At 65.8% G+C, this 20,298-nt stretch carries 20 protein-coding genes and 1 tRNA gene; 15 read left to right on the top strand and 6 right to left on the bottom strand.

Features of this window, described 5'->3' with window-relative positions; translation table 11 throughout:
* The first annotated feature begins 58 nt into the window (after positions 1-58).
* The 14 genes from uvrB to ACSFBM_RS09050 all read left to right on the top strand — a co-directional run bounded on the left by uvrB (position 59) and on the right by ACSFBM_RS09050 (position 11,371).
* Positions 59-2,176, top strand: coding sequence for an excinuclease ABC subunit UvrB (gene uvrB, locus ACSFBM_RS09115; RefSeq protein WP_435484055.1), 2,118 nt, complete (start codon positions 59-61; stop codon positions 2,174-2,176).
* Between the two features lie 255 nt (positions 2,177-2,431).
* On the top strand, positions 2,432-2,968 hold the full coding sequence (gene iscR / locus ACSFBM_RS09110; RefSeq protein ID WP_093237517.1) for a Fe-S cluster assembly transcriptional regulator IscR: 537 nt from the start codon (positions 2,432-2,434) through the stop codon (positions 2,966-2,968).
* A 75-nt stretch (positions 2,969-3,043) separates the two neighbouring features.
* The gene (locus ACSFBM_RS09105; protein WP_435484054.1) at positions 3,044-4,264 is read left to right on the top strand and encodes an IscS subfamily cysteine desulfurase; all 1,221 of its coding nucleotides are present in this window, start codon (positions 3,044-3,046) and stop codon (positions 4,262-4,264) included.
* 50 nt (positions 4,265-4,314) lie between these two features.
* A complete protein-coding gene (iscU, locus tag ACSFBM_RS09100) occupies positions 4,315-4,731 on the top strand; it encodes a Fe-S cluster assembly scaffold IscU (RefSeq protein ID WP_116907255.1) in 417 nt (138 codons plus the stop codon).
* A 1-nt stretch (position 4,732) separates the two neighbouring features.
* The gene (gene iscA / locus ACSFBM_RS09095) at positions 4,733-5,056 is read left to right on the top strand and encodes an iron-sulfur cluster assembly protein IscA (protein ID WP_435484053.1); all 324 of its coding nucleotides are present in this window, start codon (positions 4,733-4,735) and stop codon (positions 5,054-5,056) included.
* Positions 5,057-5,119: 63 nt separating this feature from the next.
* Complete coding sequence (gene hscB / locus ACSFBM_RS09090; protein WP_435438572.1) at positions 5,120-5,638, top strand: Fe-S protein assembly co-chaperone HscB; 519 nt, start codon at positions 5,120-5,122, stop codon at positions 5,636-5,638.
* A gap of 6 nt (positions 5,639-5,644) precedes the next feature.
* Positions 5,645-7,507: a Fe-S protein assembly chaperone HscA gene (gene hscA / locus ACSFBM_RS09085; RefSeq protein WP_435484052.1), complete on the top strand. Its 1,863-nt coding sequence runs from the start codon at positions 5,645-5,647 to the stop codon at positions 7,505-7,507.
* A 9-nt stretch (positions 7,508-7,516) separates the two neighbouring features.
* A complete protein-coding gene (gene fdx / locus ACSFBM_RS09080) occupies positions 7,517-7,855 on the top strand; it encodes an ISC system 2Fe-2S type ferredoxin (protein WP_435438574.1) in 339 nt (112 codons plus the stop codon).
* Positions 7,855-8,577, top strand: coding sequence for a DNA polymerase III subunit epsilon (dnaQ, locus tag ACSFBM_RS09075; protein ID WP_435484051.1), 723 nt, complete (start codon positions 7,855-7,857; stop codon positions 8,575-8,577). The genes fdx and dnaQ overlap by 1 nt, the downstream gene beginning before the upstream one ends.
* 60 nt (positions 8,578-8,637) lie before the next feature.
* Positions 8,638-8,712, top strand: a tRNA-Val gene (locus tag ACSFBM_RS09070).
* Between the two features lie 186 nt (positions 8,713-8,898).
* Positions 8,899-9,021, top strand: a complete 123-nt coding sequence (locus ACSFBM_RS09065; RefSeq protein WP_435438576.1) for a stereocilin — start codon at positions 8,899-8,901, stop codon at positions 9,019-9,021.
* A gap of 36 nt (positions 9,022-9,057) precedes the next feature.
* On the top strand, positions 9,058-10,161 hold the full coding sequence (locus tag ACSFBM_RS09060; RefSeq protein WP_435484050.1) for an NAD(P)/FAD-dependent oxidoreductase: 1,104 nt from the start codon (positions 9,058-9,060) through the stop codon (positions 10,159-10,161).
* A gap of 130 nt (positions 10,162-10,291) precedes the next feature.
* Complete coding sequence (locus ACSFBM_RS09055) at positions 10,292-10,588, top strand: glycine zipper domain-containing protein (protein WP_007828200.1); 297 nt, start codon at positions 10,292-10,294, stop codon at positions 10,586-10,588.
* 48 nt (positions 10,589-10,636) lie between these two features.
* Positions 10,637-11,371, top strand: coding sequence for a phage holin family protein (locus tag ACSFBM_RS09050; protein WP_435484049.1), 735 nt, complete (start codon positions 10,637-10,639; stop codon positions 11,369-11,371).
* A 22-nt stretch (positions 11,372-11,393) separates the two neighbouring features.
* Here the strand turns inward: ACSFBM_RS09050 and ACSFBM_RS09045 are convergent, their stop codons facing one another.
* Positions 11,394-12,470 carry a quinone-dependent dihydroorotate dehydrogenase gene (locus ACSFBM_RS09045; RefSeq protein ID WP_435484048.1) on the bottom strand — a complete coding sequence of 359 codons (1,077 nt, stop codon included), beginning with the start codon at positions 12,468-12,470 and terminating at the stop codon, positions 11,394-11,396.
* Between the two features lie 40 nt (positions 12,471-12,510).
* Between ACSFBM_RS09045 and rpiA the strand changes: the two genes are divergently transcribed.
* Positions 12,511-13,221: a ribose-5-phosphate isomerase RpiA gene (rpiA, locus tag ACSFBM_RS09040; protein WP_435484047.1), complete on the top strand. Its 711-nt coding sequence runs from the start codon at positions 12,511-12,513 to the stop codon at positions 13,219-13,221.
* A gap of 34 nt (positions 13,222-13,255) precedes the next feature.
* Here the strand turns inward: rpiA and ACSFBM_RS09035 are convergent, their stop codons facing one another.
* From ACSFBM_RS09035 to ACSFBM_RS09015, 5 genes are all read right to left on the bottom strand, one after another.
* Positions 13,256-13,909 carry a glutaredoxin family protein gene (locus tag ACSFBM_RS09035; protein ID WP_435484046.1) on the bottom strand — a complete coding sequence of 218 codons (654 nt, stop codon included), beginning with the start codon at positions 13,907-13,909 and terminating at the stop codon, positions 13,256-13,258.
* A 30-nt stretch (positions 13,910-13,939) separates the two neighbouring features.
* Complete coding sequence (locus ACSFBM_RS09030; protein WP_435484045.1) at positions 13,940-15,997, bottom strand: M3 family metallopeptidase; 2,058 nt, start codon at positions 15,995-15,997, stop codon at positions 13,940-13,942.
* Between the two features lie 5 nt (positions 15,998-16,002).
* Positions 16,003-16,854, bottom strand: a complete 852-nt coding sequence (folD, locus tag ACSFBM_RS09025) for a bifunctional methylenetetrahydrofolate dehydrogenase/methenyltetrahydrofolate cyclohydrolase FolD (RefSeq protein ID WP_435438583.1) — start codon at positions 16,852-16,854, stop codon at positions 16,003-16,005.
* An 80-nt stretch (positions 16,855-16,934) separates the two neighbouring features.
* Positions 16,935-17,567: a response regulator transcription factor gene (locus tag ACSFBM_RS09020; protein WP_012747279.1), complete on the bottom strand. Its 633-nt coding sequence runs from the start codon at positions 17,565-17,567 to the stop codon at positions 16,935-16,937.
* Positions 17,564-20,104: a PAS domain-containing sensor histidine kinase gene (locus tag ACSFBM_RS09015; RefSeq protein WP_435438584.1), complete on the bottom strand. Its 2,541-nt coding sequence runs from the start codon at positions 20,102-20,104 to the stop codon at positions 17,564-17,566. Before ACSFBM_RS09015 ends, ACSFBM_RS09020 begins: the two co-directional genes overlap by 4 nt.
* Between the last annotated feature and the right edge of the window lie 194 nt (positions 20,105-20,298).

Raw genomic sequence — 20,298 nt, 5'->3', positions numbered from 1 at the left:
TACGCTTTCCGGTTGCCTTGAATTTTACCGGCGTGATCGCCACCTGTCGGGAACAGCCATGCCAGAGAACAACGAAGCCATAGCAGACCTGAAGAAGCTGGACCCGATCGGGCCCGCAAAACAGGGCGAATTCGTCCGCTACCCCGGCTCTCCGTTCGAGCTTTTCCAGCCCTATCCGCCGGCCGGGGACCAGCCCAAGGCCATCGAGGGGCTGGTGGCGGGCGTGACCGACGGCGAGGTGTTCCAGACCCTGCTGGGCGTGACCGGCTCGGGCAAGACCTTCACCATGGCCAACGTGATCGCGCAACTGGGCCGCCCGGCCATCATCTTTGCGCCCAACAAGACCCTGGCGGCGCAGCTCTACAGCGAGTTTCGCGAGTTCTTCCCGAAGAACGCGGTCGAGTACTTCGTGAGCTACTACGACTACTACCAGCCCGAGGCCTACGTGCCGCAGCGCGACCTGTTCATCGAGAAGGACTCCTCGATCAACGAGCACATCGAGCAGATGCGGCTGTCTGCCACCAAGAGCGTGCTGGAGCGACGCGACACGGTGATCGTGGCCACGGTGAGCGCCATCTACGGCATCGGCACGCCCGAGGACTACATGGAGATGCGGCTGATCGCCCGCGTGGGCGACAAGGTCGGCCAGCGCGACCTGATCTCGCGGCTCATCCGCATGCAGTACACGCGCAACGAGCAGGACTTTGCGCGCGGCACTTTCCGCGTGCGGGGCGACACCATCGACGTGTTTCCGGCGGAGCACAGCGAGCTGGCGATCCGCTTCGAGCTGTTCGACGACGAGATCGAGTCGCTGCAGCTGTTCGACCCGTTGACCGGGCGCATCCGGCAGAAGGTGCCGCGCTTCACGGTGTACCCGTCGAGCCACTACGTGACGCCGCGCGACAAGGTGCTGGCGGCGGTGGAAACCATCAAGATCGAGCTGGCCGGCCGGCTCAAGGAACTGGTGGGCGCGGGCAAGCTGGTCGAGGCGCAGCGGCTGGAGCAGCGCACGCGTTTCGACCTCGAGATGCTCGCCGAGATCGGCCACTGCAAGGGCATCGAGAACTACACCCGCCACCTGTCGGGCGCCGCGCCGGGCCAGCCGCCCGCCACGCTGACCGACTACATGCCGAAGGACGCGCTGATGTTCCTCGACGAGAGCCACCAGATGATCGGGCAGCTCGGCGGCATGTACAACGGCGACCGGGCCCGCAAGACCACGCTGGTGGAATACGGCTTTCGGCTGCCGAGCGCCCTGGACAACCGGCCGCTCAAGCTGGAAGAGTTCGAGACGCGCATGCGCCAGTGCATCTTCGTTTCGGCCACGCCGGCGCAGTACGAGAAGGACCATGCGGGCAACGTGGTCGAACAGCTGGTGCGGCCCACCGGGCTGATCGACCCCGAGGTCGAGGTGCGCCCCGCCACTCACCAGGTGGACGACGTGCTGGGCGAGATCCGCATCCGCGTGGACAAGAACGAACGCGTGCTCATCACCACGCTCACCAAGCGCATGGCCGAGCAACTGACCGACTACCTGGGCGACAACGGTGTGAAGGTGCGCTACCTGCACAGCGACATTGACACCGTGGAGCGGGTCGAAATCCTGCGCGACCTGCGCCTTGGCACCTTCGACGTGCTCGTGGGCATCAACCTGCTGCGCGAGGGACTGGACATTCCAGAGGTGTCGCTGGTCGCGATTCTCGACGCCGACAAGGAAGGCTTCCTGCGTTCCGAGCGCTCGCTGATCCAGACGATCGGCCGGGCAGCGCGCAACCTGAGCGGCAAGGCCATTCTCTACGCCGACCGGATGACCGATTCGATGAAGATGGCCATTGGCGAAACTGAGCGCCGGCGTGCGCGGCAGATTGCCCACAACGAGGCCAACGGCATCACGCCGCGCAGCATCGTCAAGCAGGTGCGCGACCTGATCGACGGTGTCTACAGCGAGAAGACCGGCAAGGAAATGGCCAAGCTCGACCTGGAGCGCGCCAAGGTCGAGGACATGAGCGAGAAGGACATCGCCCGGGAAATCAAGCGGCTCGAAAAGCAGATGCTGGAGCACGCCCGGAACCTCGAATTCGAGAAGGCCGCCCGGGTGCGCGACCAGTTGGCGCTGCTGCGGGAGCGGGCATTCGGGGCGTCCGGCGGCGACAACATCGCGGTTTTGCCGCAGTAGGTCTGGTGTCCGGCTGGCCTTGGTTCGGAGGTTTGCATTCTTCAAGCGAACCGCGCTGGGGTTTACCCGAGCAGAGTTCGGGGTTTCTGTTATACTTGACCGAAACAGTCAACAACATAAAAAGAACTTCGCGATGAAGGACCGACTCCTACCGGCTGGTTCACCAGTGTCTGGGGTCGGGCAGGGCGGAGACGAAGTCACCGCGGTCCGGGACTGCGGTGTCATTTCAACGGTAAGCACTTGAAGGAGCTTGCGATGCGTCTCACTACCAAAGGCCGTTTTGCGGTCACAGCAATGATCGATCTGGCGCTGCGTCAGAACACCGGTCCGGTCACGCTGGCTGCAATCAGCCAACGGCAGCAGATTTCGCTGTCGTACCTCGAACAGCTGTTCGGCAAGCTGCGCCGTCACGAGCTGGTCGAGTCGACCCGTGGCCCCGGCGGCGGTTACAGCCTCGGCCGCAAGGCGGCAGACATCACCGTGGCCGACATCATTGTTTCCGTCGATGAACCCATCGATGCCACCCAGTGCGGCGGCAAGGAAAACTGCCTCGGCGAAGCCGGCCGCTGCATGACGCACGAACTCTGGGCCTCGCTGAACCAGCGCATGGTCGAGTTCCTTGATTCCGTCACGCTGCAAAAGCTGGTGGACGACCAGATCGCCAAGGGCGTGCAGATCGAGAACAAGCCGGTCGTCAAGCGTGCGATCTCGGCCCAGCCGGTGGTCAAGCCGATTCGTGTGAACGCGCCGAATTCGGTGTTCGCCCTCGGCAACGTCTTCGCCAAGTCCTGAGTGTCGGCAGCGCCTGCGGGCGCCGCCAAGAGCCGCCAGATCAAAAAACAACCCCCACGCCAGCACGAGCCAGCCATGGACGTAACTCCTCATTTCCCGATCTATCTCGATTACGGCGCCACCACGCCGGTGGACCCCCGTGTGGTCGACGCCATGATTCCGTGGTTGCGCGAACACTTCGGCAATCCGGCATCTCGCAGCCACGCCTGGGGCTGGGAGGCTGAGGAAGCGGTCGAGAAGGCGCGCGGCCAGGTCGCTGAGCTGATCAATGCTGATCCGCGCGAGATCGTCTGGACGTCGGGTGCCACCGAGTCGATCAATCTCGCGCTCAAGGGCGCGGCCCAGTTCTACAAGGGCAAGGGCAAGCACCTGATCACCCTGAAGACCGAGCACAAGGCCGTGCTCGATACCATGCGCGAACTCGAGCGCCAGGGCTTCGAAGTGACCTACCTCGACGTCGAGGAAAACGGTCTCGTCGACCTGGAGAAATTCAAGGCCGCGATCCGCCCCGACACCATCCTGGCCAGCGTGCTGTTCGTGAACAACGAAATCGGCGTCATTCAAGACGTGGTCGCGCTGGGCAACGTCTGCCGCGAAAAGGGTGTGATCTTTCATGTGGATTCCGCCCAGGCCACCGGCAAGGTCGACATCGACATCACCGCGCTGCCCATCGACCTGATGAGCCTCGCCTCGCACAAGACCTACGGCCCCAAGGGCATCGGTGCGCTGTACGTGCGTCGCAAGCCGCGCATTCGCCTCGAAGCGCAAATGCATGGCGGTGGTCACGAGCGCGGCATGCGTTCCGGCACGCTGCCTACGCATCAGATCGTCGGCATGGGCGAGGCGTTTCGCATCGCCAAGCTCGAAATGAAGGACGACATCGCCCACGCGCGCCGCCTGCAGCAGCGCCTGCTGAACGGCCTGAAGGACGTCGAGCAGGTCTTCATCAACGGCGACCTCGAGCGTCGTGTGCCGCACAACCTGAACATGAGCTTCAACTATGTTGAAGGCGAGTCGCTGATCATGGGCATCAAGGGCCTGGCGGTGTCGTCGGGTTCGGCCTGCACTTCGGCCAGCCTGGAACCCAGCTACGTGCTGCGCGCCCTGGGCCGCAGCGACGAACTGGCCCACAGCAGCCTGCGCATGACCATCGGCCGTTTCACGACCGAAGAAGAAATCGACTACGCGATCTCGACCATCAAGCACAACGTCGCGAAGCTGCGCGAGCTGAGCCCCCTGTGGGAGATGTTCAAGGACGGCGTCGACATCAGCACGATCCAGTGGTCGGCCCACTGACCCAGGCCAGCCCAAGGCTCCACGATTGAACAAAGTTTGAGAGGTACACCATGGCATATTCTTCCAAGGTCATCGACCACTACGAAAATCCACGCAACGTCGGCTCCTTCGAAAAAGGCGACGACTCGGTAGGCACCGGCATGGTCGGCGCCCCGGCCTGCGGCGACGTGATGAAGCTGCAGATCAAGGTCAACCCGGAAACCGGCGTGATCGAAGACGCACGCTTCAAGACCTACGGCTGCGGCTCGGCCATTGCCTCGTCGTCGCTCGTGACCGAATGGGTCAAGGGCAAGACGCTCGACGAAGCGGCTGCACTGAAGAACGCGCAGATCGCCGAAGAACTGGCGCTGCCGCCCGTCAAGATTCACTGCTCCATCCTGGCCGAAGATGCGATCAAGGCGGCGGTGAGCGACTACAAGGCCAAGCACGGCGTCAAGACCGAAGCTGCTGCGGAAGCCGTTCACTGACATGGCCGTCACGCTGACCGAAGCCGCTGCGCGACACGTCACCCGCTACCTCGGTAAACGGGGCAAGGGCGTGGGCGTGCGGCTGGGCGTGAAGACCACCGGCTGCTCGGGCCTGGCCTACAAGCTCGAGTACGTGGACGAGTTCACCCCCGAAGACGTGGTGTTCGAAGACCACGGCGTGAAGGTGCTGGTCGACCCGAAGAGCCTGGCCTACATCGACGGCACGCAGCTCGACTTCGTGCGCGAAGGCCTGAACGAAGGCTTCAAGTTCATCAACCCGAACGAACGCGACCGTTGCGGATGCGGCGAGAGTTTTCGCCTCTGATGCACCGTCGCTGACCGCGACCACAGCCGCCACCATGTCATGTGCTGGCGGTTTTTTCTTGCCATGAACCTGAACGACACCGACTTTCAACTGTTCGCCGTCCCGGCGACGTTTGCGCAGGACCGCGCCGCGATAGACGCGCGATGGAAAGAGCTGCAGCGCGAAGCCCACCCGGACCGCTTCGCCGCGCAGGGCGCTGCAGCGCAGCGCGTGGCCATGCAGTGGTCGGTGCGCATCAACGAGGCCTACCAGCGGCTCAAGGACCCGGTGCGCCGCGCCAGCTACATCTGCGAGCTGCACGACGCGCCGCTGAATGCCGAGAACAACACGGCGATGCCGCCGGAGTTTCTGATGCAGCAGATGGAATGGCGCGAGGCGCTCGACGAGGTCGAGGACACCGCCGCGCTCGAGAAGCTGCAGGCCGAGGTCGATGCGGGCCGCGCACGCGCGCTGTCCTCGCTCGACTGGCTCATCGACGAGAAGGGCGACTACCCCGCCGCCGCGCAGCAGGTGAGAGCCCTCATGTTCATTGAGCGCTTCGGACAGGACGTCGAAGCCAAATTCGATCAGTTGGGACAATAGGCCCTTATGGCTCTTCTTCAGATTTCCGAACCCGGCCAGGCGCCCGACCCGCACCAGCGCCGCATTGCCGTGGGCATTGACCTCGGCACCACGCATTCGCTGGTGGCTTCCGTGCGCAATGGCGTGGCCGAGTGCCTGCCCGACGACCAGGGCCGCGTGCTGCTGCCTTCGGCCGTGCGCTACCTTGAGGGCGACCGCCGCCAGATCGGCTTCGACGCGCTGGCCGCGCGCGCGCAGGACCCGGCCAACACCATCACCTCGGTGAAACGGCTCATGGGCCGAGGCCTGGCCGACATCGCCAACCGCGAGGCCATGTCGTTCCGCATCGGCAGCAATGACGGCGGCATGGTGACGGTACAGACCCTGGCAGGCGAGAAGTCGCCCGTCGAGATCAGTGCCGAGATTCTTGCGACGTTGCGCTTCCGCGCCGAGGACACCTTCGACAATGAACTCTACGGCGCGGTCATCACCGTGCCGGCGTACTTCGACGAAGGCCAGCGCCAGGCCACCAAGGACGCCGCGCAGCTTGCCGGCCTCAATGTGCTGCGCTTGATCAGCGAACCCACGGCCGCCGCCATCGCCTACGGCCTCGACAACGCGAGCGAGGGCGTCTACGCGGTCTACGACCTGGGCGGCGGCACCTTCGACATCTCGATCCTGCGACTGACGCAGGGCGTGTTCGAAGTGATTGCCACGGGTGGCGACTCGGCCCTGGGCGGCGACGACTACGACCACGCGCTGGCCGGTTTTGTGCTCGAGCAGACCGGCCTGCAAGCCGGCAGCGACACCGACAAGGCCGCCTTGCTGGTGGCTGCGCGTGCCGCCAAGGAGGCACTGACCGAATCGGCATCGACCGCATTCAGCGCGAGCGTCGCGGGCGAAACGGTCACGTTCGATCTGGCCCGCGAGCAGTTCTACGCGGCCACGAAGCCGCTCACCGACCGCACCATCGCTGCCGTTCGCAAGGCGCTGCGCGATGCCAGGCTCAAGCCCGACGATCTGCAGGGCATCGTGCTCGTCGGCGGGTCCACGCGCATGCCGCAGGTCCGCGCGGCCGTTGCCGAGTTCTTCGGCCGCGAGCCGCTGGTCAACCTGAACCCCGACGAAGTCGTGGCCCTCGGCGCTGCCATCCAGGCCAACCAGCTGGCCGGCAACAACGGCGCGGGCGAGCTGTTGCTGCTGGACGTGATTCCGTTGTCGCTCGGCATCGAGACCATGGGGGGGCTTGTCGAGCGCATCGTGCCGCGCAACCAGACCATTCCCACGGCCATGGCGCAGGACTTCACGACCTACAAGGACGGCCAGACCGCGCTGGCGTTGCACGTGGTGCAGGGTGAGCGCGACCTGGTGTCCGATTGCCGCAGCCTCGCGCGCTTCACGTTGCGCGGCATTCCGCCGATGGCGGCCGGCGCGGCGCGCATCCGCGTGACCTTCACCGTCGACGCCGACGGCCTGCTGAGCGTGAGCGCGAAGGAGCAGGGCAGCGGCGTCGAGGCCAGCGTGGCGGTCAAGCCGTCGTACGGCCTGTCGGACGACCAGATCGCGACCATGCTGCAGGACAGCTTCTCCACCGCGCAGCAAGACATGCAGGCGCGCGCGCTGGTCGAGTCACGCGTCGATGCCGACCGCATGCTGCTGGCCACGCAGAGTGCGCTCGACGCCGACGGCGACCTGCTCGGCGCCGAGGAACGCGCCGTCATCAACGCGTCGATGGCGCGGCTGCGCGAGGCCGCCAAGGCGAGCAACGAGGCGGCTGCCATCGAGGCCGCCACCAAGAAACTGGCCGACGACACCGAGGCCTTTGCTGCCCAGCGCATGAACGCGGGCATTGCGCGCGCGCTTTCGGGCCGCAAGGTCGAATCCCTGTAGAACAACAACATGCCCACGATCAAGATCTACCCGCATCCCGAGTACTGCCCGCAGGGCGCCGAAATCACCGCGCCCGCCGGCACCTCGATCTGCGAGGCGCTGCTCGACAACCACATCAACCTCGAGCACGCCTGCGAGATGAGCTGCGCCTGCACGACCTGCCACGTCATCGTGCGCCAGGGCTTCAATTCGCTCAACGAAGCCGAAGAGGGTGAAGAAGACCTGCTCGACCGCGCCTGGGGCCTGGAGCCGCAGTCGCGCCTGAGTTGCCAATCGATCCTGGCGCAGGAGAATGTGACCATCGAGATTCCGAAGTACTCGATCAACCACGCCAAGGAAAACCACTGATGTCCAGACTGATCGTTCTCGATACCGAAACCACCGGGCTCTCGGCGGAGAACGGCGACCGCATCATCGAGCTCGGCTGCGTGGAGCTGTTCAACCGCAAGCTCACCGGCAACGACCTGCACATCTACTTCAACCCCGAGCGCGAGAGCCACGAAGACGCGCTCAAGGTGCACGGACTGACCACCGACTTCCTGCGCGACAAGCCGAAGTTCGCCACGCTGGGCAACGACATCATCGAGTACCTGCGCGGCGCCGAGCTCATCATTCACAACGCGGCCTTCGACGTCGGCTTTCTCAACAAGGAGTTCGAGCGCGCCGGCCTGCCGCCGTTGCGCACCTTCGTCAGCGAAGTGACCGACACGCTGGCCATGGCCAAGCTGGTGTACCCGGGCAAACGCAATTCGCTCGACGCACTGTGCGACCGCTTCGGTGTCGACCGTTCGAACCGAACCTTCCACGGCGCGAAGCTCGATGCGCAGCTGCTGGCCGACGTCTACATCAACCTCACGCGCGGGCAGGACGCGCTGCTGATCGACGTGGCCTCGAACGAGCCGGAGCTGGGCACCACCGTGGTGGCCATCGACCTGAGCCAGTTCGCGCTGCCGGTCATCGCGGCGGGCGAGCAGGAACTCGCCGCGCACGAGGCCGTGTTGTCTCAGCTCGACAAATCGAGCGGTGGTCGAACACTGTTTCGCCAGAACGGCGAAAAAGCTGTGGCATAATCTGAGGCTTCGCACAACGCGATACGTGTTCAAGACACTGAACTCAAAAGCAGTGTCTCAGGGCGGTTAGCTCAGGGGTAGAGCACAGCATTCACACTGCTGGGGTCGGAGGTTCGAAACCTCCACCGCCCACCAAATCAGAAAAAGCGACCTGGATTTCCAGGTCGCTTTTTTGTTGTCCGTTCGTTCCTGCCTTGCGCGAGATTTCGGGGTCGCGAGGGCGGTGGCTGACCTGTCGGCTCCCGCCGACGGCAAGTACAGCCAAGCGCTGGCGCAGCCCCCATGGCACAGGCCTACAACCTGGACCAAAGGAGCAACACCATGGCCACCCATCCCGACCTTCCAACTCCGCTCACGCCGGACCTGCCTGTAGAGCCCGATCAAGGGCCCAGCACACCGCCCGACGAAACCACCGATCCCGAGCCGCCTCCCAGCGTGCTGTGAGTGCGCGCGGCGTGCGAGCCGCGCTAAGCTCGCTCGATGGACGAAATTGATTGCGCCGTGATCGGCGGTGGGGTTGTGGGCTTGGCCGTCGGTCGCGCGCTGGCGCTCGCGGGCCGCGAGGTGCTGGTGCTGGAATCCGAAGGTGCCATTGGCACGGGAACCAGTTCGCGCAACAGCGAGGTCATTCACGCAGGCATCTATTACCCGCAGGGCTCGCTGAAGGCCAGGCTTTGCGTCGAGGGCAAGGAGCTGCTCTACGCCTATGCGGCGCAGCGTGACGTGCCACACCGGCGCTGCGGCAAGTTCATCGTGGCCACGTCGCCGGAGCAGGCGGCCCAGCTCGATGTGATTCGAACCAAAGCCGCCTCCAACGGTGTCGACGACCTCGAGCTGATGACCGCGCAGCAGGCGATCCAGTTGGAGCCGCAATTGCATTGCGTGGCGGCACTCCATTCACCAAGTACCGGCATCGTCGACAGCCACGCCTTGATGCTGAGCCTGCTCGGGGATCTCGAGAACGCGGGCGGCATGCTGGCCCTGAAATCTGCGGTGCTGCGTGCCGAATGCGGCGACAGCGGCATCGTCTTGATCGCGCAGGACGGCACGGCGCTGCGCTGCCGCAGCGTCGTCAACGCTGCCGGGCTGGGGGCTCCGGCACTGGCCCGGCGCTTCGAAGGACTGCCTCTGTCGTCGGTGCCGAAGGAATACTTCGCCAAGGGCAACTATTTCACGCTCTCGGGGCGCGCGCCGTTCAGCCGCCTGGTCTATCCGGTGCCCGAACCGGGCGGCCTGGGCGTGCACCTGACGCTCGACCTGGGCAACCAGGCGAAGTTCGGACCCGACGTGCAGTGGGTTGAATCGGCCGACGACCTGGTCGTGGACCCGGCCCGCGGCGAGGGCTTCTACGCAGAGGTGCGCAAGTACTGGCCCGCACTGCCCGACGGTGCCTTGATCCCGGGCTACGCGGGCATGCGGCCCAAGATTTCCGGGCCGGGTGAGCCGGCCGCCGACTTCGTGATCGATGGGCCTGCATCGCACGGTGTGCCGGGCCTGGTCAATATGTTCGGCATCGAATCGCCCGGGCTCACGAGCAGCCTGGCCATCGGTCGCCATGTCGCCGGCCTGCTGGCGGATGCCTGACGCGTAGCGCGTCAAAGTCTGCGCGTCCGTCGCGCACGAGGGTCTTTTGTGCCTGTAACATGACAGCACGCCATTTGCTGGCGTGAAGCCGCCGGCGCGGTGCCGGTGTCATCACGGAGGAAAGATTCCAATGAGTGCATCCCAAAATCTTGAAGCAGCAGCCGAAGACATTGCAAGCGACGTGCGCGGCGTGCTGGCAAGCAAGGACCTGGATTCGGTTCCCCACATCAAGGCGCTGCGCCAGCGCATCGACACCAAGCTGGCCATCGCACGCGAACTCGCCGCAGAGAAGAGCAAGCTCGCCGCCAAGAAGGCCCGCGAAGCGGCCAACTCCGCCAACGCCTACGCCCACGACGAACCGTGGCAGATCGCCGGTGCCGCACTGGCCGTCGGCGTGCTGGTGGGTCTGTTGCTTGGCCGCCGCTGACCTGAACTCGAACCGAAGCCTTCAGTCGGGGATGACCGGAGCCAGCCCATGAGGCTGCTGTCCCTGTTCGGGCTGGACGCCCGGATTCGTCGGTTGCGCATCGCAGCAGCCGAGGGCGCCCTGGCGGCCGAAGACCGGGTGCAACTGCTGCGCATGGCCTGGGAGGACGAGAAACAGCGCCTCAAGCTGATGCTCCTCCTCGTGGTCGCCGTGCTGGGGCTGACCACGGTCACGGTGGCTTTGCTGTCTGTGGCGGTGGTCGTTCATTTCTGGGAAACGCCGTACCGCATCACGGCCGCCTGGTCGGTCGCGGGTGGGTGGGTGGTGCTGTGGCTGGCAGCGGCTGTCGGCCTGCTGCTGACGCTGCGCAACGCGTCCAACAGCTTCGTGCCGGCGCGCCATGAATTCGAACGCGACTGGGCCTGGGTCCAGGACCAGTTCGGCCTTGGCAAGGACCCGGATCAGGACGAAGAGTCGCCGCGTCCCGCGCGGCCTGCGACGCGCGAAGAACTGCTCGCGCGCATGGAGCGTCAGCGCCAGCGCATCGCGACTTTGCAGGGTGGACGAGAAACCCAGCCGGCCGCGGCGGAGGGTGCAGGCGGTGCGAGCGAGCGCGAAATGCCCCCGTCGAATGAATCAGCCGGTGCCGCGGCGCTGCGTATCGCCCGTGCCCACCCGGTGGCCGCGGGTGTTGTCGCCGCGGCCGCCGTCGTTGTGATCCGGCCGAAGCGGCTGTTGCGCTGGGCCGCGTTTATTGCGCCCGTGCTCTGGCGCATGCGCTGAGCGAAAAGAAAAAGCCGAAAGCTCAGGCCTTGCTGCGATCGCGCAGCAGCGCCTGGGCGGCTTCGCGAACCAGCCCCGGGCCGCGGTAGATCAGGCCAGTGTAGATCTGCACCACGTCCGCACCTGCGGCGATTTTGGCCGTGGCGTCGGCTGCGCTCAGGATGCCGCCCACCCCGATGATCGGAAAGCCCGCGCCCAGCGCGGCGCGAAGCTGCGAAATCACGCGGTTGCTCGATTCACGCACCGGCGCACCCGAAAGGCCCCCGGCTTCATCGGCATGCGGCAGGCCCTTCACCGCATCGCGCGCCAGCGTGGTGTTGGTGGCAATCACGCCGTCCATGCCGTGGCGCTTCAGCGTGGCGGCAATCACGGCCACCTGGGCTTCGTCCAGATCGGGCGCGATCTTCACGAACAGCGGCGCGCGTTTGTCGTGCCGCGTGGCCAGCGCCTCGCGCCGTTCGGCCACCGCGCCGAGCAGCGCATCGAGCGCTTCGTCGCTCTGCAGTGAGCGCAGGTTGGCGGTGTTCGGGCTCGAGATGTTGATCGTCACGTAGTCGGCGTGCGGGTACACGCCGTCGAGGCAGGCGAGGTAGTCGTCCACCGCGCGCTCGATCGGCGTGGCGGCGTTCTTGCCGATGTTGAGGCCCAGCAGCATCGGCGCCTTGTTGCCGCCGCCCTTGCGAAAGCGCGCCTTCTGCACATTGGCCAGGAAAGCGTCGAGCCCGTCGTTGTTGAAGCCCAGGCGGTTGATGAGGGCGTCGCGCTGCGGCAGCCGGAACATGCGTGGCTTGGGGTTGCCTGGCTGGCCCTTCGGGGTGACGGTGCCGACTTCGACAAAGCCGAAACCCATGGCGGCAAAGGCATCGATGCAGCGGGCGTTCTTGTCGAGCCCGGCCGCCAGGCCCACGCGGTTCGGAAATGTCAGCCCGGCGAGCTCGATGGGGTCGTTCACGCGCGGTGCCGAGTAGGCGCAGGCCAGCGGCGTGTTTTGCGTGCGCGCCAGCCCGTCCAGCGTGATTTCATGGGCATGCTCGGGGTCGAAGCCGAACAGGAAAGGGCGGGCGAGGCCGTAAAGCGAGGAGGGCATCAGCAGGGGCATCGGATAATTCTGGACTTCTATGAGCCAAGGATTCTCCGCGATGACCGCACCCGCCCCCGCAACCCCTTCAAACCCGCTTTCTCAGGACGAACTCAAGGCCCAGGTCGGCCGCGCCGCGCTGGCCTATGTGGTCAAGGGCGAGATCGTTGGCGTCGGCACCGGCTCCACGGTGAACAAGTTCATCGACGCGCTGGCCACCATCAAGGACGAGATCAAGGGCGCCGTTTCCAGCTCGGTGGCCTCGACCGAGCGCCTGCGTGCGCTGGGCATTCCGGTGTTCGACAGCAACGAGGTGGAAGAACTGGCCGTCTATATCGATGGAGCCGACGAAATCGATCACCGCGGTTTCATGGTGAAGGGCGGCGGGGCGGCGCTCACGCGCGAGAAGGTCGTGGCTGCCCAGTCGCGCAAGTTCATCTGCATTGCCGATGCGTCCAAGCTGGTCGAGACACTGGGCGCCTTTCCGTTGCCGGTCGAAGTGATCCCGATGGCTGTGCGCCGCGTGATGCGGCAGTTCGCCGCCATGGGCGGCATCGCCCAGGTGCGCGAGAAGGACGGGCTGCCGCTGGTCACCGACAACGGGCAGCACATCGTCGACGTGACGGGTTTGCGGATCACCGCGCCGCTGGCCTTCGAGTCCGAAGTGAGCCAGTGGCCCGGCGTGGTGACGGTCGGCGTCTTCGCGCACCAGAAGGCCGATGTCTGCCTGCTGGGCACCTCGGCGGGCGTGAAGACCCTGGAATTCGCCTGAACCGACGCCCGGGCAGGGCCGCCGGCGGCCAGGCTCAGAACTTGATGCCGGCCGGGTTGCTCGGGCCAGGTTCGCTCGATGCGGGCGGCAGCGCGGGTTGTGCTGACGGTGCCGCGGCGGCACGCGGTGCGGGCGCTGCCTGCTGCGCGACCAGCGGGCGGGCCGGTCCGTTGCGGTAGCCCGCAGGCAGGCTGTTGCTCTTCGGATAGCCGGCTGCATCGAGGTACTGCGACCACTCGGCGTCGCCATAGCCCTTGAGTTGCTGCGATCCGATGGTGAGCAGCGGCAGCGAGCTCTGGCTGCTCAGGCGCTGCAGCGCCTCGATATCCTCGTTGCTCTTGACGGTGCGTTCATCGAAGGGAATGCCGCGCGTGACGAGCATCGAGCGCGCCGCGCCGCAGGGAGCGCATTCGTCGCTCGTGTACAGGACGACCGGATAGCGCTGCGCCACCTGGCGAAGCTCGTAGGGCAGGCCCGCGCCGGCCGGTGTGCCCACGGCGCCTTGCGGTCCCGAGGCGGGCTCGGTGCTCGCGGTCGGGGCACGGTCCGAAAAAGTGACCTTGCCGTTCTTGTCGACCTGGCGGTAGACCGACTGCGCCGTGGCGCCGGCGGCAACGAGCAGGAGGCAGACGCCTGCCGTACGCGCGCCCAGGCGATGCAGTGAGAATTTGTAAGGGATCGTGTGCATCGCCCGAGTATCGCAAGCTTCAGCGCCGCATCAAGCGGGCTGGGCCTGTGCCATGCCCTGGTGTCGCAGCAGCGCATCAAGCTGCGGCTCACGGCCGCGGAAGGCCTTGAACGAGTCCATCGCGCTGCGGCTGCCGCCGGCCTCCAGGATGGCCTGGCGGTACTTGCGGCCGGTCTCGATGTTCGGTTCGCCATCGGCGCCCACGGTTTCCTCGAAGGCCGCGTAGGCGTCGGCGCTCAGCACCTCGGCCCATTTGTAGCTGTAGTAGCCGGCCGCGTAGCCGCCCGAGAAGATGTGGCTGAACGTGTTCGGCGTGCGGCTGAAGGGGGGCGAAGGCATCACGGCCACTTCGCTGCGCACCGCGCCGAGCAGCGCCATCACGTCGCCTGTCTTGGCCGCCGAGGCGTGGTACTCGGTGTGCAGCAGCATGTCGAACAGCGAGAACTCGATCTGGCGCAGCGTCTGCAGCCCGCTCTGGAAGTTCTTGGCCGCCGTCATCTTGTCGAACAGCGCGCGCGGCAGCGGCTCGCCGGAGTCGACATGGGCGGTCATGTGCTTGAGCACATCCCACTCCCAGCAGAAGTTTTCCATGAACTGGCTCGGCAGCTCGACCGCGTCCCACTCGACGCCGCTGATGCCCGAGACGTCGCGCTCGTTCACCTGGGTGAGCATGTGGTGCAGGCCGTGGCCGAACTCGTGGAAGAGGGTGGTCACGTCGTCGTGCGTGAGCAGCGGCGGCTTGCCGTCGACACCGCTGGCGAAGTTGCACACCAGTTGCGCGACGGGCGTTTGCAGCACGCCGTCGTCCGGGCGCAGCCAGCGGGCGCGAACGTCGTCCATCCAGGCGCCGCCGCGCTTGGCAGCGCGGGCCGAGGGGTCGAGGTAGAACTGGCCGACCTTCTGACCGGCGCGTTCGATGCGATAGAACTCGACGCTCGGGTGCCAGGTCGGCGCACTGTCGCGGCGGATCGCCACTTCGAACAGCGTCTCGACGATCTTGAACAGGCCGGCCATGACCTTCGGCGCCGGGAAGTACTGCTTGACCTCCTGTTCGCTGAAAGCGTACCGCGCCTCCTTGAGCTTCTCGCCGATGTAGCTCCAGTCCCAGGGTTGCGGGTCGGTGATGCTCAGTTGCTCCGACGCGAAGACGCGCAGGTCGGCGAGGTCGCGTTCGCCGTAGGGCTTGGCCTTGACGGCCAGGTCGCGCAGGAACTTCACGACCTGCTCGGGCGATTCGGCCATCTTCGGCACGACCGACAGCTCGCCGAAATTGTTGTAGCCCAGCAGCTTCGCTTCTTCTTCGCGCAGCGCGAGGATCTCGGTAATCAGCGCCGTGTTGTCGAAGGCGGCGTCGCCGAATTCGCTGGCACGCGTGACGTACGCACGGTAGAGCTTTTCGCGCAGCGCGCTGCTCTTGGCGAACTGCATCACGGGCAGGTAGCACGGCATCTTGAGCGTGAGCTTGTAGCCATCCTTGCCATCGGCTTCGGCGGCCGAGCGCGCGGCGCTCACCACGTCTTCGGGCACGCCTTCGAGTTCACCGAACGCCGCGTAGTACGCAAAGGCATCGGTCGCGTCGAGGGCGTTCTCGCTGAACTTCTGGCTCAGCTCGGCCTGGCGCTCCTGGATGTCGGCGAAGCGCTTCTTGGCCTCGCCCTGCAGTTCGGCGCCGCCCAGCACGAAGTTGCGCACCGCGTTGCGATGCGCCTGGCGCTGCTCGGCGTTGAGCGTGGAAACATCGATGGCCTTGTACTTGGCGTACAGCCGCTCGTCCGAACCCAGGCGGGTCCAGAAGGCGGTGACGCGCGGCATGGCCTCGTTGTAGGCGGCGCGCAGTTCGGGCGTGTCGGCCACAGCGTTCAGGTGGCCCACGGCGCCCCAGGCGCGGCTGAAGCGTTCGGAGGCCACGTCGAGCACCTTCGAGATGGCATTCCAGTCGGCCGGGAATTCGGGCGCCGTCACGGCCTGCAGCGCGGTTTCGGCATCGGCCAGCAGAACGTCGACGGCGGGCGCGACATGCTCGGGCCGGATGCGGTCGAACAGCGGGAGATCGTTGAAGTCGAGGAGGGGGTTGTTCGTCATGGCCATGAAAGTTACTTGGCGGCGCGTTCGGCCGCTTCAAGGGTGTTGGCGAGCAGCATGGCGCGCGTCATGGGGCCGACGCCGCCCGGCACGGGCGTGATCCAGCCGGCCACTTCCTTCACGCCGTCGAAATCGACGTCGCCGGCCAGCTTGCCGTCTTCCTTGCGGTTCATGCCCACGTCGATGACCACCGCGCCGGGCTTGACCATGTCGGCGGTCAGCAGGTTGAGCTTGCCCACCGCCGCGACGATCACGTCGGCCTGGCGAGTAATGGCGCCCAGGTCTTGCGTGGCGCTGTGGCAGATGGTCACGGTGGCGCTCTTGGCGAGCAGCATCATGGCCATCGGCTTGCCGACGATGTTGCTGCGGCCGATGACCACGGCGTGCTTGCCGCGCAGGTCGTAGCCGATGGATTCGAGCATCTTCATGCAGCCGTGCGGCGTGCAGGGCCAGAAACCGGGGGCGCCGGTCATCAGCGCGCCGGCGCTGGCGACATGGAAGCCGTCGACGTCCTTGGCGGGCGAAATCGTCTCGATGACCTTCTGGCTGTCCATGTGCTTGGGCAGCGGCAACTGGACCAGGATGCCGTGCACCTTCGGGTCGTCGTTGAGCGTGCGGATGCGCGCCAGCAGGTCGGCTTCGCTCAGGTCGGCGGGGTAGGTTTCGAGCGTGGCCTGCAGGCCGGTCTGGGCGCTGTCGTTGACCTTGTGCTTCGTGTAGACCTGGCTGGCCGGATCTTCGCCCACGAGGATGATGGAAAGAGCCGGGTTCACGCCTCGGGCCTTGAGCGCGGCGGTGCGGCCGGCGACTTCGGCGCGAATGGTTTTGGCGAGGGCGTTGCCGTCGATCAGTTGGGCGGTCATCGGTTCTGATTTTCCAAGTAAAAACGCCCGCTTGCGCAGGCGTGGTGGACATTCGTTGCTATCGAAGAGATAGCTGTTTGCTAGGCCTTGGCCGCTGGTGCGGCCTGTCCGAGGGCGATCTTGAGCAGATCGGCCACGGTGTTGGCATTGAGCTTTTCCATGATGTTGGCGCGGTGCGCCTCGACCGTCTTGATGCTGATGCCCAGGTCGTCGGCGATCTGCTTGTTCAGGCGGCCGGCCACGATGCGTTCGAGCACCTGCGCCTCGCGGCCCGTGAGCTTGGACAGCAGCGCGTCGCGGCTGGCCGACTGCTGGTGCTGCGTGAAGGCGCCGCGCGCATGTTCGAGCATGCGCTCGACCAGCGTGACGAGTTCCTCGTCGTTGAACGGCTTCTGGATGAAATCCATTGCGCCCTTCTTCATGCTGTCGACCGCCATCGGCACGTCGCCGTGCCCGGTGATGACCACGATGGGCAACGGGGAGCGCCGCTCGATCAGTCGATCCTGCAGTTCGAGGCCGGTCATGCCGGCCATGCGGATGTCGACGATCAGACAGGCGACTTCGCGCGGGTCGTATCGGGAGAGAAAGGATTCGGCGGAATCGAAACAGCGGACTCTGTAGTCCTTGCCTTCGAGCAGCCATTGCAGCGAATCGCGTACGGCTTCGTCGTCGTCGACAACATAGACCGTGCCCTTCTTCGGAATCAAACTCATGCAGGTACCTTTGTCTCGTCGCTAGCTACGGAACTGATAGCGTCCAACACCGGAATCCAGAAGGAAAAACGGCATCCGATCACATCCGGACCATTGTAGATGTTCTCCGCCTGCATCCGGCCGCGGTGCGACTCGACGATGGTGCGGCAGAGGTTCAGCCCGATGCCCATGCCTTCGGGTTTGGTGGAGAAGAAGGCCTCGTACAGCCGGTCCATCACTTCGGGCGCCAGGCCCTTGCCGGTGTCCTGCACCGAGAACTCGATGGCGTTGTGGCCCTCGATGACCTTGGGCAACACCCGCAACTCGACGCTGCGGCGCGCCAGCGGCCGATCGGCAATGTCGATGGATTCGGCCGCGTTCTTCAGCAGGTTGACCATCACCTGTTCGATGAGGATCGGGTCGACCCGCACCACCGGCAGCCGCGCGGCCACGTAGTGGTTCAGGCGCACGTTGCGCCGGCGCAGCTCGATGCCGGCGAGTTCGACCGCCTCGCTCACCATGGTGGCCACGTCGGCCGGCGTGCGGTTGGGCTCGCTGCGCTTCACGAAGGAGCGGATGCGCTGGATGATCTGCCCCGCGCGCTGCGCCTGCTTCGACGTCTTCTCGAGTGCGGCCAGCAGCGCCTCGGTGTCGATCGTCTGCCCCTTGATGCGCGACATCATTCCGTTGCAGTAGTTGGTGATGGCGGTCAGCGGCTGGTTGAGCTCGTGCGCCACGCTGGACGCCATTTCGCCCATCGTGATGAGGCGGCTCGCCGACTGGGCCTTGTCGGCCTGCGCGGCCGCCTGTTCCTCGGCGTCGCGGCGCGGCGTGATGTCGGTCGCGATGACGAGCTGCGCCAGCCGGCCGTCGACCCAGGTCAGGTAGCGCGAGCGCACTTCGAGCCACTTGCCCAGGTGCGGCACGAAGATCTCGTTGTTCGCGGCCTGCGCGGCGGTGAGCGTGTCGATGGGAAGGCCCGCGTAGGGGTCGACGTCGTCCAGGCCTTCGTCGTGCGCGTTCGAGGCCGGCACGCCCGCCTGCGCGACCATGCCGAGGTGGCCCACGGTGTCCGAGCCGAACCACAGGCGGTACAGCTTGTTGGCGAACAACAGTTCCTCGCTGCCGATGGGCGCCACCGACACGGCCGCGTCCAACGCCTCGAGCACGGTGGTGAAACGTTCGTACGAGGCCGACAGCTGCTCGCGGATGCGCGTGGGCTCGGTGATGTCGGTCATCGACGTCATCCAGCCGGTCTGGTGGCCGCGCGCGTCGATCAGCGGCGACACATAGAGCCGCGCGTTGAACACGCTGCCGTTCTTGCGCTTCACGCGCACCTGGAAGCCGCCGGGCAGGGCGCGGCCGTGCAGTTCTTCTTCCAGCCGCTCGTTCATCACTTCGCGGTCTGATTCGAGCCAGTAGGGGAAGGGCGGCGACTGGCCGACCAGTTCTTCCTCGCTCCAGCCCGTCATGGCGCAGAAGGCGGCGTTCACGTAAGTGATGCGGCCTTGCAGGTCGAGCACGCGCATGCCGGTGAGCATGGAATTTTCCATCGCGCGGCGGAAGTTGGTCTCGGCCACCAGCCGTTGCTGGGCCTGCAGGCGGCGGCGCGTGTGGCGCCAGGTGCCGATCAGCATCCAGCTCGTGAGCACGCTGAGCGCGCACACCAGCCAGAACAGGCCGTTGCCCACCACGCCCTGCGAGGTGCGGTAGGCCTGGGCGCGCAGCACCAGCGCATTGCCCACCGGCGACACCGGCACTTCGTATTCGTTGGTGCGCTCGGTCCAGGGCAGCAGGCGGGTGCCGCTGTTCTTCAGGTTGGCGGTGTTGCCGGCGATCACATGGCCCTTGGCGTCGAGCAGCGACACCGCATAGCGCGCCTGCACCTCGGACGGCATGCCGTAGCGCAGCAGGCCGTCGACCGAGAACTCGCCGAGCACCACGCCCGCGAACAGGCCCTGGTCGAAAAGGGGAATGTGCAGTTGCAGCATGGCCGCCGGCTCGCCGCCGGCCACGGGCTGCGAATACACCGGCTGGCGCAGCTCGCGCGCCAGCGCGTAGTTGCTCTCGATGTCGCCGGGGCGCAGCACGTCGCCGATCAGGTGCTGCTGCGCCGGATGCACGCTGGGCGCGGCGTAGCCGGCCTTGAAGCGGCGGCGGTCGTCGATCCAGGTGATGGTCTGCAGTTCGGGGAACTGGCTGACCAGCGACTCGGCCCGGCTGGTGAACTCGATCGGGTCGATCTCGCGGTTGGATGCATCGCGCGCGATGCGCATCAGTTGCTCCTGGCGCTCCAGCAGGCGCAGGCGCATGCGCTGCTGCGCATATTCGACGTCGCGGCGCACCGACTCCTGCTCGCGCTCGACCTCCTCGGTGCGCAGGTACCAGAACGCCGAGACGATGGCGGCCAGAAAAAGAAGCACGGCCGCCATCGGCGCCAGCATGGCGACGGCGTCCTGCAGCACCGGCGTTTGCCGGCGCCACCACTTGCGCCACCAGGACAGGGGCGACGCGTTCACGGCACTGCGGGCAACGGCCAGCGGAGAGGAAAAAGGCATGGGCCGAGTTTAGGTGAAGCCCCCCCTCGGAACCGATGGGGAAAGCGGCGGTGCCATCGGCTCCCGTATGGTTGCCTTCTGGCGGCTTCAAATCGCCAAAATATCACATTAAGAAATGAATCGGCACTATTTGAAATCTCGATGTTTCTATGAGAAACTCCGCCGCGCTGATCGCATAGCGCACTAAATTACCG

The sequence above is a fragment of the Variovorax pasteuri genome, from assembly GCF_051216435.1.
Classification (GTDB): Bacteria; Pseudomonadota; Gammaproteobacteria; order Burkholderiales; family Burkholderiaceae_C; genus Variovorax.
The sequence above is the reverse complement of the archived record's forward strand: the minus strand, read 5'-3'. Positions and strand labels throughout refer to the sequence as shown.